Origin of the sequence: Pseudomonas sp. ES1, assembly GCF_050586605.1 — a bacterium.
In the GTDB taxonomy this organism is placed as follows: domain Bacteria; phylum Pseudomonadota; class Gammaproteobacteria; order Pseudomonadales; family Pseudomonadaceae; genus Aquipseudomonas; species Aquipseudomonas sichuanensis.
Window position 1 is genome coordinate 13,674 of record NZ_JBOBDM010000003.1, and the last position, 21,534, is coordinate 35,207.

22 protein-coding genes are annotated in these 21,534 nt (G+C 62.3%); 17 read left to right on the forward strand and 5 right to left on the reverse strand.

Annotation, left to right across the window (positions count from 1 at the left end; all coding sequences use genetic code 11):
• The first annotated feature begins 122 nt into the window (after positions 1-122).
• A complete protein-coding gene (locus ACQ4N9_RS02125) occupies positions 123-1,463 on the forward strand; it encodes an MFS transporter (protein ID WP_390967249.1) in 1,341 nt (446 codons plus the stop codon).
• A 70-nt stretch (positions 1,464-1,533) separates the two neighbouring features.
• On the opposite strand, the gene ACQ4N9_RS02130 is transcribed toward ACQ4N9_RS02125, so the two are convergent.
• The 5 genes from ACQ4N9_RS02130 to flgA form a co-directional block, all read right to left on the reverse strand.
• Entirely contained in the window at positions 1,534-2,073 is a 540-nt protein-coding gene (locus ACQ4N9_RS02130; RefSeq protein WP_390967250.1) for a hypothetical protein, read from the reverse strand.
• A gap of 225 nt (positions 2,074-2,298) precedes the next feature.
• Positions 2,299-3,042 carry a flagellar brake protein gene (locus ACQ4N9_RS02135; protein WP_316905121.1) on the reverse strand — a complete coding sequence of 248 codons (744 nt, stop codon included), beginning with the start codon at positions 3,040-3,042 and terminating at the stop codon, positions 2,299-2,301.
• An 81-nt stretch (positions 3,043-3,123) separates the two neighbouring features.
• The gene (locus ACQ4N9_RS02140) at positions 3,124-3,591 is read right to left on the reverse strand and encodes a flagella synthesis protein FlgN (RefSeq protein ID WP_390967251.1); all 468 of its coding nucleotides are present in this window, start codon (positions 3,589-3,591) and stop codon (positions 3,124-3,126) included.
• 47 nt (positions 3,592-3,638) lie between these two features.
• Positions 3,639-3,950: a flagellar biosynthesis anti-sigma factor FlgM gene (gene flgM, locus ACQ4N9_RS02145; RefSeq protein WP_390967252.1), complete on the reverse strand. Its 312-nt coding sequence runs from the start codon at positions 3,948-3,950 to the stop codon at positions 3,639-3,641.
• 175 nt (positions 3,951-4,125) lie between these two features.
• Positions 4,126-4,875 (reverse strand): flagellar basal body P-ring formation chaperone FlgA, encoded by a 750-nt coding sequence (flgA, locus tag ACQ4N9_RS02150; protein WP_390967253.1) that lies wholly within the window; start codon positions 4,873-4,875, stop codon positions 4,126-4,128.
• A 63-nt stretch (positions 4,876-4,938) separates the two neighbouring features.
• Between flgA and ACQ4N9_RS02155 the strand changes: the two genes are divergently transcribed.
• The 16 genes from ACQ4N9_RS02155 to ACQ4N9_RS02230 all read left to right on the forward strand — a co-directional run bounded on the left by ACQ4N9_RS02155 (position 4,939) and on the right by ACQ4N9_RS02230 (position 21,497).
• On the forward strand, positions 4,939-5,868 hold the full coding sequence (locus ACQ4N9_RS02155; RefSeq protein ID WP_125464994.1) for a chemotaxis protein CheV: 930 nt from the start codon (positions 4,939-4,941) through the stop codon (positions 5,866-5,868).
• Between the two features lie 51 nt (positions 5,869-5,919).
• Positions 5,920-6,747: a protein-glutamate O-methyltransferase CheR gene (gene cheR, locus ACQ4N9_RS02160; RefSeq protein ID WP_110991891.1), complete on the forward strand. Its 828-nt coding sequence runs from the start codon at positions 5,920-5,922 to the stop codon at positions 6,745-6,747.
• Between the two features lie 271 nt (positions 6,748-7,018).
• A complete protein-coding gene (flgB, locus tag ACQ4N9_RS02165) occupies positions 7,019-7,426 on the forward strand; it encodes a flagellar basal body rod protein FlgB (protein WP_125464992.1) in 408 nt (135 codons plus the stop codon).
• Positions 7,427-7,428: 2 nt separating this feature from the next.
• On the forward strand, positions 7,429-7,872 hold the full coding sequence (flgC, locus tag ACQ4N9_RS02170) for a flagellar basal body rod protein FlgC (RefSeq protein WP_390967254.1): 444 nt from the start codon (positions 7,429-7,431) through the stop codon (positions 7,870-7,872).
• A 13-nt stretch (positions 7,873-7,885) separates the two neighbouring features.
• The gene (gene flgD / locus ACQ4N9_RS02175) at positions 7,886-8,584 is read left to right on the forward strand and encodes a flagellar hook assembly protein FlgD (RefSeq protein WP_390967255.1); all 699 of its coding nucleotides are present in this window, start codon (positions 7,886-7,888) and stop codon (positions 8,582-8,584) included.
• A gap of 30 nt (positions 8,585-8,614) precedes the next feature.
• Complete coding sequence (gene flgE, locus ACQ4N9_RS02180; protein WP_390967256.1) at positions 8,615-9,937, forward strand: flagellar hook protein FlgE; 1,323 nt, start codon at positions 8,615-8,617, stop codon at positions 9,935-9,937.
• A 97-nt stretch (positions 9,938-10,034) separates the two neighbouring features.
• The gene (locus ACQ4N9_RS02185; RefSeq protein WP_390967257.1) at positions 10,035-10,196 is read left to right on the forward strand and encodes a hypothetical protein; all 162 of its coding nucleotides are present in this window, start codon (positions 10,035-10,037) and stop codon (positions 10,194-10,196) included.
• A 162-nt stretch (positions 10,197-10,358) separates the two neighbouring features.
• The gene (gene flgF, locus ACQ4N9_RS02190; RefSeq protein ID WP_390967258.1) at positions 10,359-11,099 is read left to right on the forward strand and encodes a flagellar basal-body rod protein FlgF; all 741 of its coding nucleotides are present in this window, start codon (positions 10,359-10,361) and stop codon (positions 11,097-11,099) included.
• A gap of 48 nt (positions 11,100-11,147) precedes the next feature.
• Positions 11,148-11,933, forward strand: coding sequence for a flagellar basal-body rod protein FlgG (flgG, locus tag ACQ4N9_RS02195; protein ID WP_125464987.1), 786 nt, complete (start codon positions 11,148-11,150; stop codon positions 11,931-11,933).
• 79 nt (positions 11,934-12,012) lie between these two features.
• A complete protein-coding gene (gene flgH / locus ACQ4N9_RS02200) occupies positions 12,013-12,708 on the forward strand; it encodes a flagellar basal body L-ring protein FlgH (protein WP_390967259.1) in 696 nt (231 codons plus the stop codon).
• Positions 12,709-12,720: 12 nt separating this feature from the next.
• Complete coding sequence (locus ACQ4N9_RS02205; protein ID WP_110991963.1) at positions 12,721-13,830, forward strand: flagellar basal body P-ring protein FlgI; 1,110 nt, start codon at positions 12,721-12,723, stop codon at positions 13,828-13,830.
• Between the two features lie 11 nt (positions 13,831-13,841).
• A complete protein-coding gene (gene flgJ, locus ACQ4N9_RS02210) occupies positions 13,842-15,017 on the forward strand; it encodes a flagellar assembly peptidoglycan hydrolase FlgJ (protein ID WP_125859537.1) in 1,176 nt (391 codons plus the stop codon).
• A gap of 10 nt (positions 15,018-15,027) precedes the next feature.
• Positions 15,028-17,067 (forward strand): flagellar hook-associated protein FlgK, encoded by a 2,040-nt coding sequence (flgK, locus tag ACQ4N9_RS02215; protein WP_390967260.1) that lies wholly within the window; start codon positions 15,028-15,030, stop codon positions 17,065-17,067.
• Positions 17,068-17,079: 12 nt separating this feature from the next.
• Positions 17,080-18,642 carry a flagellar hook-associated protein 3 gene (locus tag ACQ4N9_RS02220; protein ID WP_390967261.1) on the forward strand — a complete coding sequence of 521 codons (1,563 nt, stop codon included), beginning with the start codon at positions 17,080-17,082 and terminating at the stop codon, positions 18,640-18,642.
• A gap of 269 nt (positions 18,643-18,911) precedes the next feature.
• Positions 18,912-19,841: a ketoacyl-ACP synthase III gene (locus tag ACQ4N9_RS02225; RefSeq protein ID WP_390967262.1), complete on the forward strand. Its 930-nt coding sequence runs from the start codon at positions 18,912-18,914 to the stop codon at positions 19,839-19,841.
• A 243-nt stretch (positions 19,842-20,084) separates the two neighbouring features.
• Positions 20,085-21,497 (forward strand): flagellin, encoded by a 1,413-nt coding sequence (locus ACQ4N9_RS02230; RefSeq protein WP_390967263.1) that lies wholly within the window; start codon positions 20,085-20,087, stop codon positions 21,495-21,497.
• Positions 21,498-21,534 lie beyond the last annotated feature (37 nt).

Consider the following 21,534-nt stretch of genomic DNA (forward strand, 5'->3'; position numbering starts at 1 on the left):
GCAAGCTTTAACGGGCCCGCCGTTGGCGATCTTTTTCGCCTGTGGGGGCCTGCGTCGCGGCAGATTTGCTTTTATGCTTGCCTGCAACCCACCGCCACCTGCGCCAGGAGCCCACGGGACGTATGCGAAATATCTGGAAGCCGTTTCAGTCGTTGTACTTCGCTGCCTTGATGATGCTGATCGGCTCGGGCCTGCTCAGTACCTACCTGGCCTTGCGCCTCGCCGCCGATCACGTCGACAGCCTGTGGATCGGCGCGCTGATGGCGGCCAACTATTTCGGCCTGGCGGTGGGCGGCAAGGTCGGCCACCGGCTGATTGGCCGGGTCGGGCATATTCGCGCTTATGCCACCTGTGCCGGTATCGTCTGTGCGGCGGTGCTCGGGCATGGCCTGACCAGCTGGCTACCGGCCTGGATCGGGCTGCGGATGATCGTAGGCCTGGGGATGATGTGCCAGTACATGGTCATCGAAAGCTGGCTCAACGAGCAGGCCGATGCCAAGCACCGTGGCGCAGTGTTCAGCGGCTACATGATCGCTTCTTATCTGGGGCTGGTGCTGGGCCAGCTGATTCTCGTGGTGCACCCACAGCTGGGGCCGGAGCTGCTGATGCTGGTAGCCATGTGCTTTGCCCTGTGCCTGGTGCCCGTGGCCATGACCCGGCGCATCCACCCCGCGCCCTTGCGCCCGGCACCGATGGAGCCGAAGTTCTTCATCAAGCGGGTGCCGCAATCGCTCTCCACTGTGCTGGGCTCAGGGCTGATCGTCGGTTCGTTCTATGGTTTGGCACCGCTGTATGCCACCAGCCAGGGCATGTCCACCGAGCAGATCGGTTTGTTCATGGGTAGCTGCATCCTGGCCGGCCTGGTGGTGCAGTGGCCGCTGGGCTGGCTGTCCGACCGCTATGACCGCGCGGTGTTGATCCGCAGCGTGGCAATCGGCCTGGCGCTTGCCTCGGCGCCCCTGGCGATCCTGCCGGGTGTGCCGCTGGAGCTGTTGTTCGGCATCGGCTTCGTGATCTCGCTGCTGCAGTTCTGCCTGTATCCGCTGGCGGTAGCGTTCTCCAACGACCATGTGGAAAGCGAACGGCGGGTATCGCTGACCGCCATGTTGCTGGTGACCTATGGCGTGGGTGCCTGTATCGGGCCGTTGGCAGCCGGGGTGCTGATGAAGCTGCTGGGCCCGCAGATGCTGTATGCGTTCTTCGTGTTCTTTGCGCTGGTGCTGGTCTGGCGTATCCGGCCCAAGGCGGTTACCGGGCTGCACCAGGTACAGGATGCGCCGCTGGGGCACGTGGCCATGCCAGCGGCGGGCTCGCCGTTGTCGGCGGCCCTCGATCCACGGGTCGACGAGCAGACGGTGCAGGAGGTGATGCAAGCGCCGGTGGCGGCCGAAGATACCGAAGACGAGCAGGAGAGCGAGACGCAAAGTAACAAACCTGAAGTGGCGATAGACAGGTCGGTTTGAGCGGCCGGGCAGGGCGACAGGAGACGGCCTGCGTCTGAGCGTTGACGTTGCTGCCCCTGCCCGACGGCCTTCATTTCAGCGTGATGTTACGCAGCTTGAACTTCAGGATATCGCCGTCGCGGGTGCCGGCGTGCAGTCCATAGTAATCGTAGAATTGCGAGTAGGCGTTTGAAACTCTGTAGCCGTCCTTGTCGCGCATGTAGAACTCGACCTGCTCGATCTTGGTCAAGTCGCCATCCCACTCGGCAAGCGCCTCGATCTTCCAGAACGGTTGGCGCTTGATGTGGCCGATGCCAGGCGCGAGGTACGCAGTGTTACCGACTGCGTAATGCGAATAGAGCCCGAGCCAACCATTGATGCTCTGTTCAAGCCGATTGCTTTCATAAGCGCTGCGCCTGGCGGACTCAACATGATAAAGCTGGCGCCCCCCTTCGCTCTTGAGATACCTGAAGTCGAATGCGACGCGCTTGAACCAGTTCGGATGGTTCCCTTTGTCGATGACTAGCCAGCCATTTAGAGGCATGTGCTCGGGCGGTTGGGAGGGGGCGTTGAATACGACTATTTGTCCGAACTGGCAATGCAACTCGGCACTGAAATGGCGAGGAATCATGGGGTCTCCGGTGATGTCAGGTGTAGTCGGAGAGTGACAGCCCAGGCCGAGGCGCAGAACTCGGAATGCTGTCCCGGTGGATTCTGCAGCCGGGCTGCGAAACAACTCAGGTGCGCCCTGTCACCCGGCATGATATGGCGCCATTTCTTTCGCCAGCGGGCAGCGCTCTTGCCATTCGCAAACGAAAACGCCACCCGGGGGTGGCGTTTTCGTATCTGGGTGGGATCAGTAGTCGTCCTTGTCGAAACGACGGGCCTCGCGCTGAAGCTGATAGACGAAACTTTCGATCTTGCGTTGCGCCTGGCCGTTGAGGTTGTGGAAGCGCACGCCGGCGAAGGTGGTGTTGATGCGCTCTTCGAAGTGCAGGTGGCGCAGCTCGACCATGGTGTCGGCCAGGCCCAGGGGGTTGGCGGCCTTGAAGCGTTCGTACACCTGGCCCAGTTGCAGGCGCTCCTCGACGTTGCCTTCAAAGCGCAATTTGCAGCCGGTGGCAGAGATGTCCAGCAGCTTGCCGCGCAGTGCGCCATTACCTTTCAAGTGGGTACCGTCGAGCACGATGTCGACCAACTGCGACAGCTTGAGTGCAGCGCGGAAGGCGCTGCGGCGCTGATGGTAAGTGACTTCCGTGGGCAGCGGGCCGCGGTAGCAGCGGTGGCCGTCGATTTCGGTGATGGTCAGCGGTGTGTCGCACTCCCAGGCGATGCGTACGCCGTCATGGAAGCCTTCGACGCGGAACGCTTCGCCGTTCTCGATGTATTTCTCGCCATCGCGGGGGATCATTTCATCCAGGGCCAGAACGCCGTTGTCGCGGTCGATGTGCACCACATAGCTCTGAAACCGCTGGCTGCGCTCATGGAAGCTGATGATCAGCGGGTCGTGGCTCTCCAGCAGCTGGCGCAGGTTGGCCGCGATTTCCAAAGGGGTAGTGAGCACCTTTGGTGGCTGGGGGGCATCGGTTTCATTGAACACGGGTTCTCAATCTCCAGGCAAAAACGACACACGCAAGTTACGGCATTTTGCCAGTATGCTCCGTGCCTTGAACAGGGAAAATCACACTTGGCTGAGCGCCCGGGGCTTGGCCATCGGCGAGGTGGTGCCACGGCTGTCGTACAGCGAAGGAGAATCGCCACCCATGAGGATGCTGACCTGGTTGGCCGTGGCTCGCTGCTGTATCTGGATGACCTGGCCATTGGTCTCGTTGGCCTTCTGGCACGCGTCCATCAATGCGCTGAGCGCATTGAGCCGCTGCAGCAGGGCCTCGCCATTGGGCGACTGTGCGGCCAGGGCCTGCACGCCCGCGCGATCGGTGCTGAGGCCGATGTCCTGGAGCAACTGGCTGCGTCGGCGACCCTGCTGCTCGAGCAAGATGATCAACGACTGCTTGCGGGCCAGAATCTGTTCCAGTAGCGGCATGTCCCGCCCGTGCAGGGCGACCGTCTCGCTCTGGAGCAGGTCGAGCAATTCCTGCGTTGGCGCGATGTCGTTTTCGATCAGTTGCAGCAGAGTGATGTCGTGCATGGCTAACTCTTGGCGTGTTGCGTCCTTGAAGTCAGCGCACCTGGAGGTTAGCGCTGGGCTTCGAAATCAAGCAGTTTACTGGCGACGCGGTCGGCGTCGACCTTGTAGCTGCCGTCCGCGATCGCTTGTTTCAACTCGGCCACGCGGGCGCTATTGACGGTCGGCTGGTCGCGCAGGCTGTCGCTGATCTTCTGCAGCTGCTGGGCCTCTGGGCTGAAGTGTACCGCTTCCCCGCTGGCATTGGCGCTGGGCGCTACGCTGTTGGCGTCGGTTTTGTCGACGTTGCCAGGCGCGGCATTGCCGCGAACGCCACCCGTGCTGGGCGGAGAATTATTCACACGACTGAAGTCGATGACCATGATCAAAACCTCTGGGTATTTGTACGCATACCCTGTTTTCGGCCAGCCCGAAAAAAACTTTAGGCAGGAATGCAGTGCTGTCTGGCAGCACGCTTGCGCACCCGATTTGTGACACAGTTTAGGGGGAGCGGTTCCCTGCCGCCAGCCTTCTGTCGTGATCCGGCGGTGAATATTGCTACATGGCCACCTCGACCTGCCCGGGCCCTGTGACCCGCGCTTTCACCACGCGCTTGGAGTTCAGGTTGCGCACCCGGATCTGTTCCTGCAGGCCGCCTTTGCTCAGGGCTTCACCTGGCATGCGCACGCTGAGGGTGCCGCTGCGGGCGACAATCACCACGTGATCGCCTTTGCGCACCACCTCCGCCTGCTCCAGGTGTTGCTGGGTCAGTACCTGGTCAACCACCGTGGGGCGCAGCAGCTTCATGCCCACTGCCTGGTCCATTTGCGTCAGATAGCCTTGGCCCAGCGTGCCGACATCGCGTTCGCGCAGGGCGATATCGCCTTCGCCGACCACGCTTTCGCGCTTGAGCGGCCGAGTCATCACCACCACATCGCGCAGCAGCCGTACCTGGGCGGGCACGAAGATCGTCCACGGGGCTGTGCCGTCGCAGCGCACCTTCACCGTGACCCGGCCCAGCGGGGTCGGGCTTTCCAGTGAAGCGTCAAGTTGCTGGCTGCACAGCGGCATGCGCAGGCGTGGGTCGAGCCGGTTGACCTGAATCTCGTAGCGGCCACCGGTCTGGGTGGTCGCCAGATAATCTTCCACGGTGAATTCAAGAAACCCTTGGGTGACACCGATAAGGTGTTCAGGCAAGGTGAATGCCTGCGCCTGGGTGCGAACACTGGATGCCATGAGACACAGGGCTGCCAGTGAACCGGCCAGCAGGCGCGTCAGTCGTCGGGAAAATGTCGTTTTCGTATACATGGCGCTCAAAAAAGCAAAGCCCGTGCCGATTCGGTATACAGGCAATCGTTGGAGGGGTCCGGCATGGCTGGAGTGATGGATTCGGTCAACCAGCGCACGCAGCTGGTGGGGCAGAATCGCCTGGAGCTGCTGTTGTTTCGCCTCAATGGCGACCAGCTCTACGGCATCAATGTGTTCAAGGTCCGGGAGGTGCTGCAGTGCCCGGAACTGACAGTGCTGCCGAAGTCTCATCCGGTGGTGCGTGGGGTGGCCAACATTCGCGGGGCGACCATCCCGATCCTGGACCTGTCGATGGCAACGGGATTGCCGGGGTTGAAGGAAGACACGCGTAACAGCTTTGTGATCATCACCGAGTACAACACCAAGACCCAGGGTTTTTTGGTGCACTCGGTCGAGCGCATCGTCAACATGAACTGGGAAGAGATCCATCCGCCACCCAAGGGAACCGGGCGTGATCACTACCTGACCGCGGTCACTCGGGTCGACAACCGCATGGTCGAGATCATCGATGTGGAAAAGGTGCTGGCGGAAGTGGCGCCGTCGTCCGAGTCGGTGTCCGAGGGTGTGATCGATGCCGAGGTGCAGGACAAGGCCGTGCTGCTGCGGGTGCTGACCGTCGATGATTCGTCGGTGGCGCGCAAGCAGGTCAGCCGCTGTCTGCAGACTGTCGGGGTCGAGGTGGTGGCGCTCAATGATGGTCGCCAGGCGCTGGATTACCTGCGCAAGCTGGTCGATGAGGGCAAGCGGCCGGAGGAGGAATTCCTCATGATGATCTCGGATATCGAGATGCCGGAAATGGACGGCTACACCCTGACGGCCGAGATCCGCAGCGACCCGCGCATGCAAAAGCTGCACATCGTCCTGCATACTTCGCTGTCAGGGGTCTTCAACCAGGCCATGGTCAAGAAGGTCGGGGCCGATGACTTCCTGGCCAAGTTCAGGCCGGACGACCTTGCCCAGCGGGTAGTCGACCGGATCAAGGCGACGCATTGAAACGGCCGGGGCCAGTCCCCGGCGCTAGCGATTTAGAAAGAGGCGGCACCATTGTCTACGGGTAATTTGGATTTCGAACAGTTCCGGGTCTTCCTGGAGAAAGCCTGTGGCATCCTGCTGGGCGAGAATAAGCAGTACCTGGTCTCCAGCCGTCTCAACAAGCTGATGGAGCAGCAGGGCATCAAGTCGTTGGGTGAGCTGGTGCAGCGTATCCAGGCGCAACCGCGGGGTGGTTTGCGCGAGCAGGTGGTCGATGCCATGACCACCAACGAAACCCTGTGGTTTCGTGATACCTACCCCTTCGAGGTGCTCAAGAACAAGGTCATCCCCGAGTTCATCAAGGGCAACCCGGGCCAGCGCCTGCGCATCTGGTCGGCGGCCTGCTCGTCGGGGCAGGAGCCTTACTCCATCTCCATGGCCATCGACGAGTTCGAGCGCAGCAACCTTGGCCAGCTGAAGATGGGCGCGCAGATCGTTGCCACTGACCTGTCCGGCTCGATGCTCAACAACTGCAAGACCGGCGAATACGACAGCCTGGCCATCGCCCGCGGCCTGTCGCAGGAGCGCCTGCAGCGCTACTTCGACCCCAAGGGGCCGGGGCGCTGGGCGGTCAAGGCGCCTATCCGCAGCCGCGTCGAGTTCCGCTCGTACAACCTGCTGGACAGCTATGCGCCCTTGGGCAAGTTCGACATCGTGTTCTGCCGCAACGTGCTGATCTACTTCTCGGCCCAGGTCAAGAAGGACATTCTGCTGCGTATCCATGGCACGCTGAAGCCCGGCGGCTATCTGTTCCTTGGTGCCTCCGAGGCGCTCAACGGTTTGCCGGACCACTATCAGATGGTCCAGTGCAGCCCGGGCATCATCTATCAGGCCAAGTAACGCCTGAGGCTGCAAGCGAAGGCCGGTGTCGTGAGACACCGGCCTTTTTCATGGGCGCTACAAATGACGTCAATTTTTTGGTTTGCCGCTTTTGCCGGGTGGCAATTGCCGCTTGCCTGCTGCGCGGCGGAAGCGATTTGCCGCTTTTCTGGCAATCGCGGCAGGCCGAAAAGCCCTGGGGCCCAGTGAATGCGGGGCTTTGCAAAGCTGGCACAGGCCTTGCTAAAGCTTAGCCAACGAAATTCTGGTCACCTATGAAGGTTTCCCTGATATGAGCATCAGCTTCGACAAGGCGCTTGGCATACACGAAAAGGCATTGGGCTTCCGCGCCCAGCGTGCCGAAGTGCTGGCCAACAACATCGCCAACGCCGATACGCCGAACTACAAGGCGCGTGACATGGACTTCTCGTCCGTGCTCGCCGCCGAGGCCGACAAGCAGCAGAAAGGGCGCATCGCCCTGGATCGCACCAACAATCGGCATATCGAGGCCGAAGGGCTGGCAATGGCCGACGACACCCTGCAGTACCGCACCCCGATGCAGCCGTCGATCGACCAGAACACCGTCGATGCCCAGATCGAACAATCGAACTACACAGAGAACGCGATAGGCTTCCAGGCCAGCTTCACGTTGCTCAACAGTAAATTCAAAGGGCTGGTATCGGCCCTGCGCGGAGAGTGACCATGTCCCTTGCCAGTGTTTTCAATATCGCCGGTAGCGGCATGAGCGCGCAGAACACGCGCCTGAACACCGTTGCCTCGAACATCGCCAACGCCGAGACCGTCTCCTCGAGCATCGACCAGACCTACCGTGCACGCCACCCGGTGTTCGCCACCACCTTCCAGAACGCGCAGGCCGGCGTCGGCCAGTCGCTGTTCGAAGACCAGGGCGAGGCCGGGCAGGGCGTGCAGGTCAAGGGCATCATCGAGGACCAGAGCAACCTCGAGGCGCGCTACGAGCCGAACCATCCGGCGGCCAACAAGGACGGCTACGTCTACTACCCGAATGTGAATGTGGTCGAGGAGATGGCTGACATGATCTCCGCCAGCCGCGCGTTCCAGACCAACGCCGAGCTGATGAACACCGCCAAGAACATGATGCAGAAAGTGCTGACCCTGGGTCAGTAAGCACGGAGCCGCCATGACCACAACCAATACCAGTAACGAAGTCGGTAGTTCCTACCTGAAATCGTTGCAGAAGACCGACAGCAAGAACAGCAGCACGACCGGTCAGGCCGGCAGTGCGCTGGGCAAGGATGCGTTCCTGCAGCTGCTGGTCACGCAGATGAAAAACCAGAACCCGCTCGATCCGCAGGAGAACGGTGAGTTCGTCGCGCAGTTGGCGCAGTTCAGCAGCCTGGAAGGTATCCAGTCGCTGAACGATTCGGTCAACGGGATTCTGACCGGCATTGGCTCGTCCCAGGCGCTGCAGGCCACCTCCCTGGTCGGCCGCTCGGTGATCGTGCAGACCGACAAGGCCGTGGTGGACACCACTGCCAGCTTCAACGGCCAGGTCGTGGTGCCGCAGAGCGTCAGTGATGCCAAGGTCACCATCAAGGACAAGGACGGCAACGTCGTCAAGTCCATCCAGTTGGGCTCGCAGAAGGCCGGTACCGCAGACTTCATCTGGGATGGCACCAATGAAAAGGGCGAGAAAGTCGCCCCCGGCACCTACACCTTCGCGGCCGAGACCACGGTCGAGGGCAAGGCCAAGACGCTGTCCACGCTGCTCCCGGCAAGGGTCAACAGTGTCAGCTTCCAGAACGGCAGCGAGATGATGCTCGACCTGGCCGGCATCGGCAAAATCGGCATCTCCAAAGTCACCAGCATCGGAATCTAACGCCGCAGAATCGGCACAAGGAGCGAGTCAATGTCTTTCAATATCGGCCTTAGCGGTCTCTACGCGGCGAACAAGGCTCTGAACGTTACTGGCAACAACATTGCCAACGTCGCCACCACCGGTTTCAAATCGTCGCGCGCCGAGTTCGGCGATCAGTATTCGCAGTCCATCCGTGGTACCTCCGGCGGCAAGACCCAGGTCGGCAGCGGTGTGAAAACCATGGCGGTCTCGCAGATGTTCAACCCGGGCAACATCAATGGCACCGGCCAGGCGCTGGACATGGCCATCGACGGCAACGGCTTCTTCGCCATGAATGACAACGGCTCGCGGATCTACACCCGTGCCGGCGCCTTCTACAGCGACAAGGACGGCTACATCGTCAACGCCAGCGGCGCCAACCTGCAGGGTTATGGGGTGGACGCCAACGGCAAGGTCGTCGGGGGTGTGCTGACCGATCTGAAGATCGATACCTCGAACCTGGCGCCCAACTCCACCAGTCGCATCACCGAGACAGTCAACCTCAACTCCAGCGCAAATCCGCCGACCGTGGCGACGTTCGATCCGACCAACGTCAACAGCTACAACTACACCTTCAATACCGACGTCTACGACAGTCAGGGCAACGCGCACCAGCTCAACCAGTACTTCGTCAAGGATGCCGGTACCAACTCCTGGACCATGTACACCACGATCAATGGTCGTAACCCGGCCGACCCGACCTTGCCTACGCCACTGGTCAACAAGCTGCCGTTCACCACTGACGGCAAGCTCAACACTGCGGCCATGACGGCAGGTGCGGTAACCGGCGGCCTGACCATCGGTGCCGACAAGACCTTCCAGCTCACCGGCTGGATTCCAGCCGAGAAAAACGCAGCAGGTGCCTGGGTTGCCAATGGCGCCGCCGCGCGCACGGGTGGCGTCACGCTCGACATGCTGGCTACCACCCAGTACAACGCGGCGTCGGCCACCACCGCCAAGAGCCAGGATGGCTATGCCACCGGTGAGCTCGCCGGCCTGACCGTCGACCAGAGCGGCAACCTGTTCGCCAACTTCACCAACGGCCAGGACAAGGTCATTGGCCAGGTGGCCATCGCCAACTTCGCCAACCTGCAAGGTCTGACCCCGGTGGGCGGCACGGCCTGGAAAGAGTCCTACGCTTCGGGCGTGCCGGTCATCGGCGAACCGGATACCGGCACCCTGGGCCGCATCGCCGGCAGCTCCCTGGAAGACTCCAACGTCGACCTGACCGGTGAGCTGGTCAACCTGATCAAGGCGCAGAGCAACTACCAGGCCAACGCCAAGACCATCTCCACTGAAAGCACCATCATGCAGACCATCATTCAGATGACCTGATGATCGTGGTTGGGCAAAGCCCCTGCTTGCAGGGGCTTTTTCACGTCTGGCGGAGGGTGATGCCATGAGGACAGTATCGAGGATTGCGGGGGTGCTGATGGCACTGCTGGTTGCGTGTTCACTGCAGGCTGCACCGGCGCCCTGGTACCAGTGGCAAAGCCTGGCGACCGGGCGCTACCTGTGTTCGGCAATCAACCCGGGTGATGGCTGGAAGCTGCACTCGGGGCCTTACACCAATGGGGCCTGCCGCAATGACTGATTCGGCGCTTGCCGCCAGCGGCAAAGATTCGCCGACAAACTGACGCTCAGCAGGCCTGCGCGGCCTTGAAAGCCCCGTATTGAAAGGCTTTGTCAGTGTGGTTCGATAATTGCTTAAGCCTTGCCAACGACAGCGCGGCAAGGTTCGCGCAGAGGAGATGCTGTGGACAAGATGCTTTATGTGGCCATGACCGGTGCCAGCCAGAACGCGCTGGCGCAGAAGGCCCATGCCAACAACCTGGCGAACGTTTCCACCAATGGTTTCCAGCGTGACCTGGAGCAGGCGCGTTCCATGCCGGTGTTCGGTGACAGCTTTCCGGCGCGAGCCTTCGCCATGAGCGAGCGCCCGGCCACCGACTTCAGCGGTGGTGCCCTGGTCGAGACCGGGCGTGACCTGGACGTGGCGGTCAGTGGCCAGGGTTTCATTGCCGTGCAGGCGCCCGATGGCAGCGAAGCCTATGTGCGTACCGGCAGCCTGAACATTGACGCCCTCGGTATCCTGCGTGCCGGCAATGGTATGCCGGTGATCGGCAACGGCGGCCCGATCGCGGTCCCGCCCGAGCAGAAGGTCGAAGTCGGTGACGACGGCACCATCAGCATTCGCGCCATGGGTGAAGACCCGCGGGCGCTGGCCCAGGTCGACCGGATCAAGCTGGTCAACCCGGACATCAAGGGCCTGACCAAGGGGCTCGACGGCATGATCCACACGACCAACGGCCAGCCCGCCAATGCCGACGTCAACGTTCGCGTGGTTTCCGGGTTCCTTGAATCGAGCAACGTCAATGCCGTCGAGGAAATGACCTCGGTGCTGGCGCTGTCCCGCCAGTTCGAACTGCACGTCAAGATGATGAACGCGGCCAAGGAAGGCGACGAAGCCATGGCTCGGGTTTTGCAAATCGGCTAATCACATTTGAACGGGTGCCGTAAAACAGGCGCACGAGGAGAACACTAGATGCTTCCGGCTCTTTGGGTCGCTAAAACCGGCCTGTCCGCCCAGGACACCAACCTCACGGTCATTTCCAACAACCTGGCCAACGTCTCGACCACGGGCTTCAAGCGCGACCGCGCCGAGTTCCAGGACCTGCTGTACCAGATCAAGCGCCAGCCTGGCGCGCAGTCCACCCAGGACAGCGAGCTGCCTTCGGGCCTGCAGGTCGGTACCGGTGTGCGCATCGTCGGCACCCAGAAGAGCTTCACCGCCGGCAGCCTGCAAACCACCGAGAACCCGCTGGACATGGCGGTCGACGGCCGTGGTTTCTTCCAGATCCTGCAGCCCGACGGCACCGTGTCGTACACCCGTGACGGCACCTTCCACCTGAACTCCGACGGCCAGATCGTCACCGCCAACGGTTTCGCCCTGGAACCGGCCATCGTCGTGCCGCCGGACGCCCAGACCTTCACCGTCGGCCGCGACGGCACCGTGTCGATCACCACGGTCGGCAACCCGGCAGCGCAGATCATCGGCAACATCCAGACCGCCGATTTCATCAACCCGGCTGGCCTGCAGGCGATCGGCGGCAACCTGTTCCTCGAGACCGCCGCCAGCGGCGCGCCGCAGGTTGGCACCCCGGGCCTGAACGGTTTCGGCACCACCCAGCAACAGACCCTGGAAAACTCCAACGTCAGCACCGTCGAGGAGTTGGTCAACATGATCACCACCCAGCGTGCTTACGAGATGAACTCCAAGGTCATCTCGACAGCCGACAAGATGCTGTCGTTCGTCACCCAGCAGCTGTAAGCCCTGATGGCCCGCTGGGTGCGGGCCATTGACCATTCGCTCGCTGTAGCAGCGCCCGTTACACCATGAGGTAAGCGTCATGAATCGTCTGTTGTCCGTTTTCGCCCTGGGGGGGGCGGTGTTGCTGGCCGGTTGCGTCGCGCCGACGCCCAAGCCAAACGACCCGTACTATGCGCCGGTGTTGCCGCGCACCCCGTTGCCGGCGGCGGCCAACAACGGCTCGATCTACCAGGCCGGCTTCGAGCAGGGCCTGTATACCGATCGCAAGGCGTTCCGGGTCGGTGACATCATCACCATCACCCTCAACGAGCGCACCTCGGCGAGCAAGAATGCCGGCTCGCAGATCCAGAAGAACAGCAAGGCCAATCTCGGCCTGACCTCGTTGTTCGGCACCATCCCCAATACCAACAACCCGCTGGGCAGCGGCGACCTCACCCTCGAGGCCGGTTACAGCGGTGACCGCACCACCAAGGGCGACAGCAAGGCGACCCAGGGCAACACCTTGACCGGTTCGATCACCGTCACCGTCGCTGAAGTGCTGCCCAACGGCATCATCGCCGTGCGTGGCGAAAAGTGGATGACCCTGAACACCGGTGAAGAGCTGGTGCGCATTGCTGGCCTGGTGCGTGCCGATGACATCGCCACGGACAACACCGTGCCGTCCACTCGCGTGGCCGACGCGCGCATCACCTATTCAGGCACCGGCTCGTTCGCCGATGCCAGCCAGCCCGGTTGGCTGGACCGTTTCTTCATCAGCCCGCTCTGGCCCTTCTGAGTACGGATGACCATGTTCAACGCTAGGCGGTTGATTGCCGCGACACTTCTTCTGTCCTGTGCGTTCGGCGCCCACGCCGAGCGCCTGAAGGACATCGCCAGTATTTCTGGCGTGCGTGCCAACCAACTGATCGGTTACGGTCTGGTGGTGGGGCTCAACGGTACGGGCGACCAGACCACCCAGACCCCGTTCACCCTGCAGACCTTCAACAATATGTTGTCGCAGTTCGGCATCAAGGTGCCGCCGGGCTCGGGCAACGTGCAGTTGAAGAACGTTGCCGCGGTGTCGGTGCATGCCGACCTGCCGGCCTTCGCCAAGCCCGGCCAGGTGGTCGACATCACCGTGTCGTCGATCGGTAACTCCAAGAGCCTGCGCGGCGGCAGCCTGCTGATGACCCCGCTCAAGGGTATCGACGGCAACGTCTACGCCATCGCCCAGGGCAACCTGGTGGTCGGTGGTTTCGACGCCGAAGGTCGCGATGGCTCGAAGATCACCGTCAACGTCCCGTCGGCTGGCCGCATTCCGGGCGGTGCGAGCGTCGAGCGCGCAGTGCCGAGCGGTTTCAACCAGGGCAACAGCCTTACGCTGAACCTCAACCGGCCCGACTTCACCACGGCCAAGCGCATCGTCGACAAGGTCAACGAGCTGCTCGGCCCAGGGGTTGCCCAGGCCCTGGACGGTGGCTCGGTGCGGGTGACCGCGCCGATGGACCCGAGCCAGCGTGTCGACTATCTGTCGATTCTGGAAAACCTCGAGATCGACCCAGGCCAGGCCGTGGCCAAGGTCATCATCAACTCGCGTACCGGCACTATCGTGATTGGTCAGAACGTCAAGGTGTCGCCGGCGGCGGTTACCCACGGCAGCCTGACCGTGACCATCACCGAAGACCCGATCGTCAGCCAGCCGGGGCCGTTCTCCAATGGCGAGACGGCCGTCGTGCCACGCTCGCGGGTCAATGCCCAGCAGGAAGCCAAGCCGATGTTCAAGTTCGGCCCGGGCACCACCCTGGATGAAATCGTCCGTGCGGTTAACCAGGTCGGCGCAGCGCCAAGCGACCTGATGGCCATCCTTGAAGCCCTGAAGCAGGCCGGCGCGTTGCAGGCCGACCTGATCGTGATCTGAGGACGCCTGGGATGAATCCGAAAAGCCAGGTTTCCGGCCATGTCGACAGCGGTGCCTACACCGACCTCAATCGCCTGAGCTCGCTCAAGCGCGGTGATCGCGACAGCGAGGGCAACATCCGCAAGGTGGCCCAGGAATTCGAGTCGTTGTTCGTCAGCGAGATGCTCAAGGCCTCGCGCAAGGCCAGTGATGTGCTGGCCGACGAAGAAAACCCGATGAACAGCGATACCACCAAGCAGTACCGTGACATGTACGACCAGCAGCTGGCCGTGAGCATGTCCCGCGAAGGGGGCGGCATCGGCCTGCAGGATGTGCTGGTGCGCCAGCTGAGCAAGCGCAAGGCCAGCACGGTCAATACCAGCCCGTTCCCGCGCATCGACGGGCCGGCCCCGGCGCTGTGGGGTGGCCGGGTGGGCGAGCCTGCGCGGGCCGAACAGCCCGCTGCCGGGCGCAACGATGTGGCGGCCCTCAACTCGCGGCGCCTGGCCTTGCCAGGCAAGCTCACCGACCGCCTGCTGGCCGGTATCGTGCCGTCCTCGGCCACTGGCGATGCGGCCCAGCATGCGCCGTCGCTGGCCGGTGTCGCCCGCGGCGACTGGCAGCCGGCGCGGACCTATGCCGCACCCGCCGAGGGCATGCGTATCGTCGGGCGAGCGGTGGCCCAGCCACCGTTGGCGCCCAACAAGGCCTTTGGCAACAGCGATGCCTTCGTCAGCACCATGCTGCCGATGGCCGAGCAGGCGGCCAAGCGCATTGGTATCGATCCGCGTTACCTGGTGGCCCAGGCGGCGCTGGAAACCGGTTGGGGCAAGTCGGTCATGCGCAACCCAGACGGCAGCAGCAGCCACAACCTGTTCGGCATCAAGGCCACCGGCAACTGGCAGGGTGGCGAGGCGCGGGCGATCACCAGCGAGTTCCGTGGCGGCCAGTTCGTCAAGGAGACTGCGGCATTCCGCTCGTACGACTCGTACCAGGACAGCTTCCACGACCTGGTCAGCCTGTTGCAGAACAACAGTCGCTATAAAGATGCGGTCGGTGCAGCCGATAACCCAGAACAGTTTGCAAGAGAGCTGCAGAAGGCCGGTTACGCAACCGACCCGGACTATGCCCGCAAGATCATCAGCATTGCCCGGCAACTGCAGCCCACCCAGCAATACGCCATGGCTGGCACTACCACGAATCTATAAGGATTGAACCATGTCTCTGATCTCGATCGGGCTGTCCGGCCTGAGTGCCAGCCAGGCGGCGCTGTCGGTCACCAGTAACAACATCGCCAACGCTGCGACCTCCGGCTACTCGCGCCAGCAGACCGTCCAGGTCTCGGGGCCCTCGCACAACATCGGCTCGGGTTTCATCGGTACCGGTACCCAGCTTGCGGATGTGCGCCGGGTCTACAACGCCTACCTGGACAACCAGCTGCGTACCGCGACCTCGCTGAGCACCGATGCGGCCACCTACCTTGATCAGATCGGCAGTGTCGACAAACTGCTGGGCGACAGCAGCACCGGTATCAGCTCGGTGCTGACCGCATTCTTCTCGGCCCTGCAGACCGCTGCGGCCAAGCCCGGTGACGTGGCGTCCCGCCAGTTGCTGCTGACTCAGGCGCAAACCCTGAGCAACCGTTTCAATTCCATCTCCAGCGAATTGAGCAAACAGAACGAAAGCATCAACAGCCAGCTCGATACCCTTGCCGGCCAGGTCAACAAGCTCACCTCGAACATTGCCGACCTGAACAAGCAGATCACCCACCTGTCGGCGTCCGGCGCCACGCCGAACACCCTGCTGGATGCGCGCAGCGAAGCGGTGCGCCAGCTCAACGAGCTGGTGGGCGTCACCGTGCAGGAGCGTGACGGCAACTACGACGTGTACCTGGGTACCGGCCAGTCGCTGGTCACCGGCAACCGGGCCAATACCCTGAGCGCCGGGCCGAGCAACGCCGACAAGAGCCAGTACAGTCTGCAGGTCAACTACCCGACCTTCTCGTCGGATGTCACCTCGGTCATCACCGGCGGGCAGATCGGCGGCCTGTTGCGCTATCGCCAGGACGTGCTCAATCCGTCGATGAACGAGCTGGGCCGTGTGGCCCTGGTGGTGACCGACAGCATCAACAGCCAGCTGGGGCAGGGCCTGGATGCCAACGGCCAGTTCGGCAGCGCGCTGTTCTCCAGCATCAACAGTGCCGCGGCGATCAGCCAGCGCAGCCTGGGTGCCACCGGTAACAGCGCTGGCTCCGGCAACCTGGACGTGACCATTGCCGATAGCAGCCTGCTGACCACCCACGACTACCAGGTCACCTTCACCAGTGGCACCCAGTACAGCGTGCGTCGTTCCGACGGCACCGACATGGGTAGCTTCGATCTGGCCACCACGCCACCACCGGTCATTGATGGCTTCACCCTGAAGCTCAACGGTGGCGGCCTGGCGGCGGGCGACAGTTTCAAGGTAATCCCCACTCGCGCGGCGGCGGGCTCGATCAGCACCACCCTCACCGATGCCAACAAGCTGGCGTTCGCCGGGCCGATCAATGCCACCATCGGCAGCGGCAACGACGGTACCGGTACCATCAGCCAGCCGAATCTGGGTGCGAAGCTGGATATCTATGGCGGTGCCGACACCGCGCTGATCCAGGATTCGATCAAGCACTCGATGCCGGTGCGCATGGTGTTCGGTGCGGCCAGCGGCGGCACCCAGGGCTATACCCTGTTCGATGCCAAGGGCAACAGCATCGGTACCGGCACCATCGTGCCGGGCCAGGAAAACAAGCTGACGATCAACGTGCCGATGGTCGATGCGGCCGGGGCGCCCATTCTCGACGGTAGCGGCAACCCGCGTTCGTTCAGCCTGGAGACCTCGGTCGGCGGCAGCCCGGCGGAGGATGACTCGTTCAGCATGGGCTTCAACGTCAACGGCAAGTCCGACAACCGCAATGCCCAATCGCTGCTCGACCTGCAGACCAAGTCCACGGTCGGTGTCAATTCCGGTGGCGGCAGCAGCTTCACCTCGGCCTATGCCTCGATGGTGGAACGGGTCGGTGCCAAGGCCAACCAGGCCGAAATCGATACCACGGCGACCAAGGCCGTGTACGACTCGGCCAAGGAAGCCCGCAACGGGGTTTCCGGTGTCAACCTGGACGATGAGGCGGCCAGCCTGATCAAGTTCCAGCATTACTACACCGCATCTTCACAGATCATCAAGGCGGCGCAGGAAACCTTCGCCACCCTGATCAACGCATTGTAAGGAGTAGCCATCGTGCGTATTTCCACCGCTCAGTTCTATGAGTCGAGCGCTACCAGCTACACCAGCAACTTTGCCAACCTGATGAAGGTCAAGCAGCAGATCGACACCGGCGTGCGCATCCAGTCCGCTGGTGACGACCCGGTCGGCGCCGCACGCCTGCTGCTGCTGCAGCAGCAACAGGCCCTGCTCAAGCAGTACGACGGCAACATGACCACGGTGAACAACTCGCTGCTGCAGGAAGAAAGCGTGCTGGCCACCATCAACGACGCCATGCAGCGTGCCAGCGACCTGGCCATTCGTGCGGGCGGCGCCGGGATCAGTGCGGCCGACCGCACGTCCATCAGCAGCGAGCTCAAGGAGATCGAGGCGAACATCTTCGGCCTGCTCAACTCGCGCGATGCCAACGGCGACTACATGTTCGGCGGCACCAAAACCTCGTCGCCGCCCTATGTGCGCAATGCCGACGGCAGCTACAGCTACCAGGGTGACCAGACCCAGCTGAGCCTGCAGGTGTCCGACACCCTGAAGCTGGCGACCAACGACACCGGCTTCAGCATCTTCGATTCGGCCAAGAACAAGAGCCGTACCGAGTCCGCCCTGGTGGCGCCGCCGGTCGATGATGGCCGCGTCGCGGTCTCGCCGGGCCTGCTGACCTCGAGCAGTGCGTACAACAGCAACTTCAACGCCGGCCAGCCGTACAAGGTCACCTTCACCAGTGGCACCCAGTACACCGTGACCGATGCCCTGGGTAACGACATCACTGCCGAGACCCCGACCAACGGCACCTTCGACAGCAAGGCCGAGGGCGGTAACCGCATCGCGTTCCGGGGTGTCGAGTTCGAGATCAGCGTCACGCTGCAGGAAGGTGATGACCCCAATGCTGCCGTCGCCGGCCATGAGTTCTCCTTGCAGGCGCGTCCCGACACCCTGACCACCGTCCGTGGCGCCGGTAACCCTTCGAGCGCGCAGATCACCAGCGGTGCGGTGACCGACCCGACGGCCTACCGCAGCACGTTCCCCGACAGCGGTGCGGTCATCAAGTTTACCGGCGCCAACACTTACGAGCTCTATGCGCAGCCCCTGACCGCCGACAGCAAGGTAGTGGCCAGCGGCACCTTCACCGCGCCGGCACTGACGGTGGCGGGCGTTACCTACCAGGTGTCCGGCGCGCCGCAGGCGGGTGACCAGTTTGCGGTCAATGCCAACACCCACCAGAACCAGAGCGTGCTGGAGACCATCAGCCAGCTGCGTACCGCGCTGGATGCGCCGGGCACTGGTGATGCGGCGAATACCGCGCTGAAGAACTCCATCGCTTCGGCGGTCGCCAACCTGGCCAGTGCCCGCGAGCAGGTCGATATCACTCGCGGTTCGATCGGTGCACGTGGGAACTCGCTCGATATCCAGCGCCAGGAAAACACCAGCCTGACCACCGCCAACAAGGCGACCCAGGACGCCATCGGCAACACCGACATGGCCGATGCGTCGATCATGCTGGCACTGCACCAGGCCATGCTGCAGGCTTCGCAGCTGAGCTTCACGCAGATCTCCAAGCTGAGCCTGTTCAATCAGATGTAACTGAGCGGGTAGCCAAAAGCCCCGGCTAGCCTAGCGCTGCCGGGGCTTTTTTGTGCCTGGCGCATGGCGCTGAGCGGCAGTTGGCGATAAATGAGTGTGACCAATGAGTCAAATCGCGCATCTTCCCTGTATTCTATGCGGCAGCTGCTGCAGCAATTTGTTACCGGTTCGCCAGTGACCTGCCCGATGTCGGCATGTCACGGATCCGGTAGTGGGCGCCCTCAATTCACCGAGTGGCGGTCTTTGCCTGTTTTCATTGGGAAGCCAGAATGATTGGCATCAAAAGCATCGCGAGTTACGTGCCTACCGCTGGCCTGGACAACTACGTCCAGGGTGCGAAGTTCGGCAAGGACGAAGAGTTCATGTTCGGCAAGATCGGCGCGTCGTTCCTGCCGCGCAAGGCCGAAGAGCAAGAAACCTCCGACCTGTGCGTCGAGGCCGCCCGTGCCTTGTTCGCCAGCAACCCCGAGCTCGATCCGCAGTCGATCGATGTGTTGATCGTGGTCACCCAGAACGGTGACGAAGAGGGGTTGCCGCACACCGCGGCCATCGTCCAGCACAAGCTGGGCCTGTCCACCCGGGTGGCGGCGTTCGACGTTTCGCTGGGCTGCTCCGGCTACGTCTATGGCCTGTACGCGATCAAGGGCTTCATGCAGGCGGCGGGGCTGAAGAACGGCCTGCTGATCACCGCCGACCCGTATTCGAAGATCGTCGATCCGGAAGACCGCAACACCACCATGCTGTTCGGCGATGCCGCCACCGCCACCTGGATGGGCGAGGACGCGGTATGGCAACTGGGCGAGGCGCGTTTTGGTACCGACGGTTCCGGTGCCGAGCACCTGAAGGTCACCAACGGCAATTTCTTCATGAACGGCCGTCAGGTGTTCAACTTCGCCCTGGTCAAGGTGCCGGCGCACCTGCATGAGCTGCTCGATGCCAGTGGCCTGCAGTCGGCCGATATCGATGCCTTCTGCATCCATCAGGGCAGTGCGGCGATCGTCGATGCGGTGGCGCGACGCTTTGAAGAGCAGCACCCGGAGAAGTTCGTCAAGGACATGCTCGAAACCGGCAATACAGTGTCCTCCAGCGTGCCGCTGTTGCTGCAGAAGCACATGCTCGACAGCAGTTGGAAGCGCGTGGCCATCAGTGGCTTTGGCGTGGGCCTGTCGTGGGGCTCGGCGATTCTCTATCGCGGCTGATCCGGCACGGTCAAAAAAAGCGCCTGGCGTATTCCGCCAGGCGCTTTTTTTTGCCTTCGAGTAAGTGCAGAAAAGCCATAACCCCCTGATTTCGTGGGGGTGGCAGCGTGATGGCATTTTTTTTTTGCAAATGCCCTCAAGCAACCCCCGCAAACGACGATAAACATTACGAAGGTTCTCTAGGCCATACCCGGCGGATGCCAGGGCCGGAAGCCGCAGTACCCATCCAACGAGGATTTCGTCATGGCTTTAACTGTAAACACCAACATTGCTTCGGTTACTACTCAGGTTAACCTGAACAAGGCCAGCACCGCCCAGACCACTTCGATGCAGCGCCTGTCTTCCGGCCTGCGCATCAACAGCGCCAAAGACGACGCTGCCGGCCTGCAGATCGCCAACCGTCTGACCAGCCAGATCAACGGCCTGGGCCAGGCAGTGAAGAACGCCAACGACGGTATCTCGATCGCCCAGACCGCCGAAGGCGCGATGCAGGCTTCGACCGACATCCTGCAGAAAATGCGTACCCTGGCTCTGTCCTCGGCTACTGGCTCCCTGAGCGCCGACGACCGTAAGTCGAACAACGACGAATACCAGGCTCTGACTTCCGAGCTGAACCGTATCTCCGCTACCACCACCTTCGGTGGCCAGAAGCTGCTGGACGGCTCGTACGGCACCAAGGCCATCCAGGTCGGCGCCAACGCCAACGAAACCATCAACCTGAGCCTGGAAAACGTTGCTGCCAGCAACATCGGTTCGCAGCAGGTCAAGTCCACCGCCATCGCCCCGAGCGCGAGCGGCCTGGCTGCTGGCAGCCTCTCCGTTACCGGCAACGGCCAGACTGCTACTGTGGCCTACGGTGCTGGTGCCTCCGCCAAGCAGATCGCCAGCGATCTGAACGGCTCGATCGGTGGTCTGACTGCATCCGCCAGCACCGAAATGCAACTGGACGTTACCGGTGCTACCCCGGCCAACTTCAAGCTGTCTGTCGGTTCCAGCGGCACTGTTGACTTCGTAGGCGTGACTGACAAGGCCGGCCTGGCCGACCAGCTGAAATCCAACGCTGCCAAGCTGGGTATCAGCGTCAACTACGACGAAGTCAAGAAAACCCTGAGCATCAAGTCGGACACCGGTGAGAACATCAGCTTCTCGGGTGCTGACGCCAACGCCCAGGCCAACATCTCGATCGCTGCCAAAGACGGCTCCGGCAACTTCGCTACTCCTGCTGCTCTGAGTGCTGCTGCCATCGTCGTCACCGGTCAGGTTTCGCTGGACTCGGCCAAAGGCTTCTCGCTGGGCGGCGCTACTGCTCTGTTCGGTGCTGCGACCGTTACCTCGGCCAAGACCACCATCTCGCAAACCGACGTCACCGACGCCACCAAGGCTCAGAACGCCCTGGCCGTTATCGACAAGGCCATCGGTTCGATCGACAGCGTCCGTTCGGGCCTGGGTGCTACCCAGAACCGTCTGACCACCACCGTCGACAACCTGCAGAACATCCAGAAGAACTCCACCGCTGCCCGTTCCACCGTGCAGGACGTGGACTTCGCTTCGGAAACTGCAGAGCTGACCAAGCAGCAGACCCTGCAGCAGGCTTCGACTGCGATCCTGTCGCAGGCTAACCAGCTGCCATCCTCGGTCCTGAAACTGCTCCAGTAATTCAGGCGCCTGAGTAAGAGGTGGAAGGGCGCGTTTA

Coding starts and splice junctions, on each gene's coding strand:
- ACQ4N9_RS02130 (WP_390967250.1), bottom strand. CDS start 2,073: ATGATTCCTCGCCATTTCAGTGCCGAGTTGCATTGCCAGTTCGGACAA.
- ACQ4N9_RS02140 (WP_390967251.1), bottom strand. CDS start 3,591: ATGCACGACATCACTCTGCTGCAACTGATCGAAAACGACATCGCGCCA.
- ACQ4N9_RS02125 (WP_390967249.1), top strand. CDS start 123: ATGCGAAATATCTGGAAGCCGTTTCAGTCGTTGTACTTCGCTGCCTTG.
- flgB (WP_125464992.1), top strand. CDS start 7,019: ATGAGCATCAGCTTCGACAAGGCGCTTGGCATACACGAAAAGGCATTG.
- flgM (WP_390967252.1), bottom strand. CDS start 3,950: ATGGTCATCGACTTCAGTCGTGTGAATAATTCTCCGCCCAGCACGGGT.
- ACQ4N9_RS02185 (WP_390967257.1), top strand. CDS start 10,035: ATGGCACTGCTGGTTGCGTGTTCACTGCAGGCTGCACCGGCGCCCTGG.
- flgC (WP_390967254.1), top strand. CDS start 7,429: ATGTCCCTTGCCAGTGTTTTCAATATCGCCGGTAGCGGCATGAGCGCG.
- flgG (WP_125464987.1), top strand. CDS start 11,148: ATGCTTCCGGCTCTTTGGGTCGCTAAAACCGGCCTGTCCGCCCAGGAC.
- flgH (WP_390967259.1), top strand. CDS start 12,013: ATGAATCGTCTGTTGTCCGTTTTCGCCCTGGGGGGGGCGGTGTTGCTG.
- ACQ4N9_RS02230 (WP_390967263.1), top strand. CDS start 20,085: ATGGCTTTAACTGTAAACACCAACATTGCTTCGGTTACTACTCAGGTT.
- ACQ4N9_RS02225 (WP_390967262.1), top strand. CDS start 18,912: ATGATTGGCATCAAAAGCATCGCGAGTTACGTGCCTACCGCTGGCCTG.
- ACQ4N9_RS02155 (WP_125464994.1), top strand. CDS start 4,939: ATGGCTGGAGTGATGGATTCGGTCAACCAGCGCACGCAGCTGGTGGGG.
- flgJ (WP_125859537.1), top strand. CDS start 13,842: ATGAATCCGAAAAGCCAGGTTTCCGGCCATGTCGACAGCGGTGCCTAC.
- flgD (WP_390967255.1), top strand. CDS start 7,886: ATGACCACAACCAATACCAGTAACGAAGTCGGTAGTTCCTACCTGAAA.
- flgK (WP_390967260.1), top strand. CDS start 15,028: ATGTCTCTGATCTCGATCGGGCTGTCCGGCCTGAGTGCCAGCCAGGCG.
- flgA (WP_390967253.1), bottom strand. CDS start 4,875: ATGTATACGAAAACGACATTTTCCCGACGACTGACGCGCCTGCTGGCC.
- ACQ4N9_RS02205 (WP_110991963.1), top strand. CDS start 12,721: ATGTTCAACGCTAGGCGGTTGATTGCCGCGACACTTCTTCTGTCCTGT.
- flgE (WP_390967256.1), top strand. CDS start 8,615: ATGTCTTTCAATATCGGCCTTAGCGGTCTCTACGCGGCGAACAAGGCT.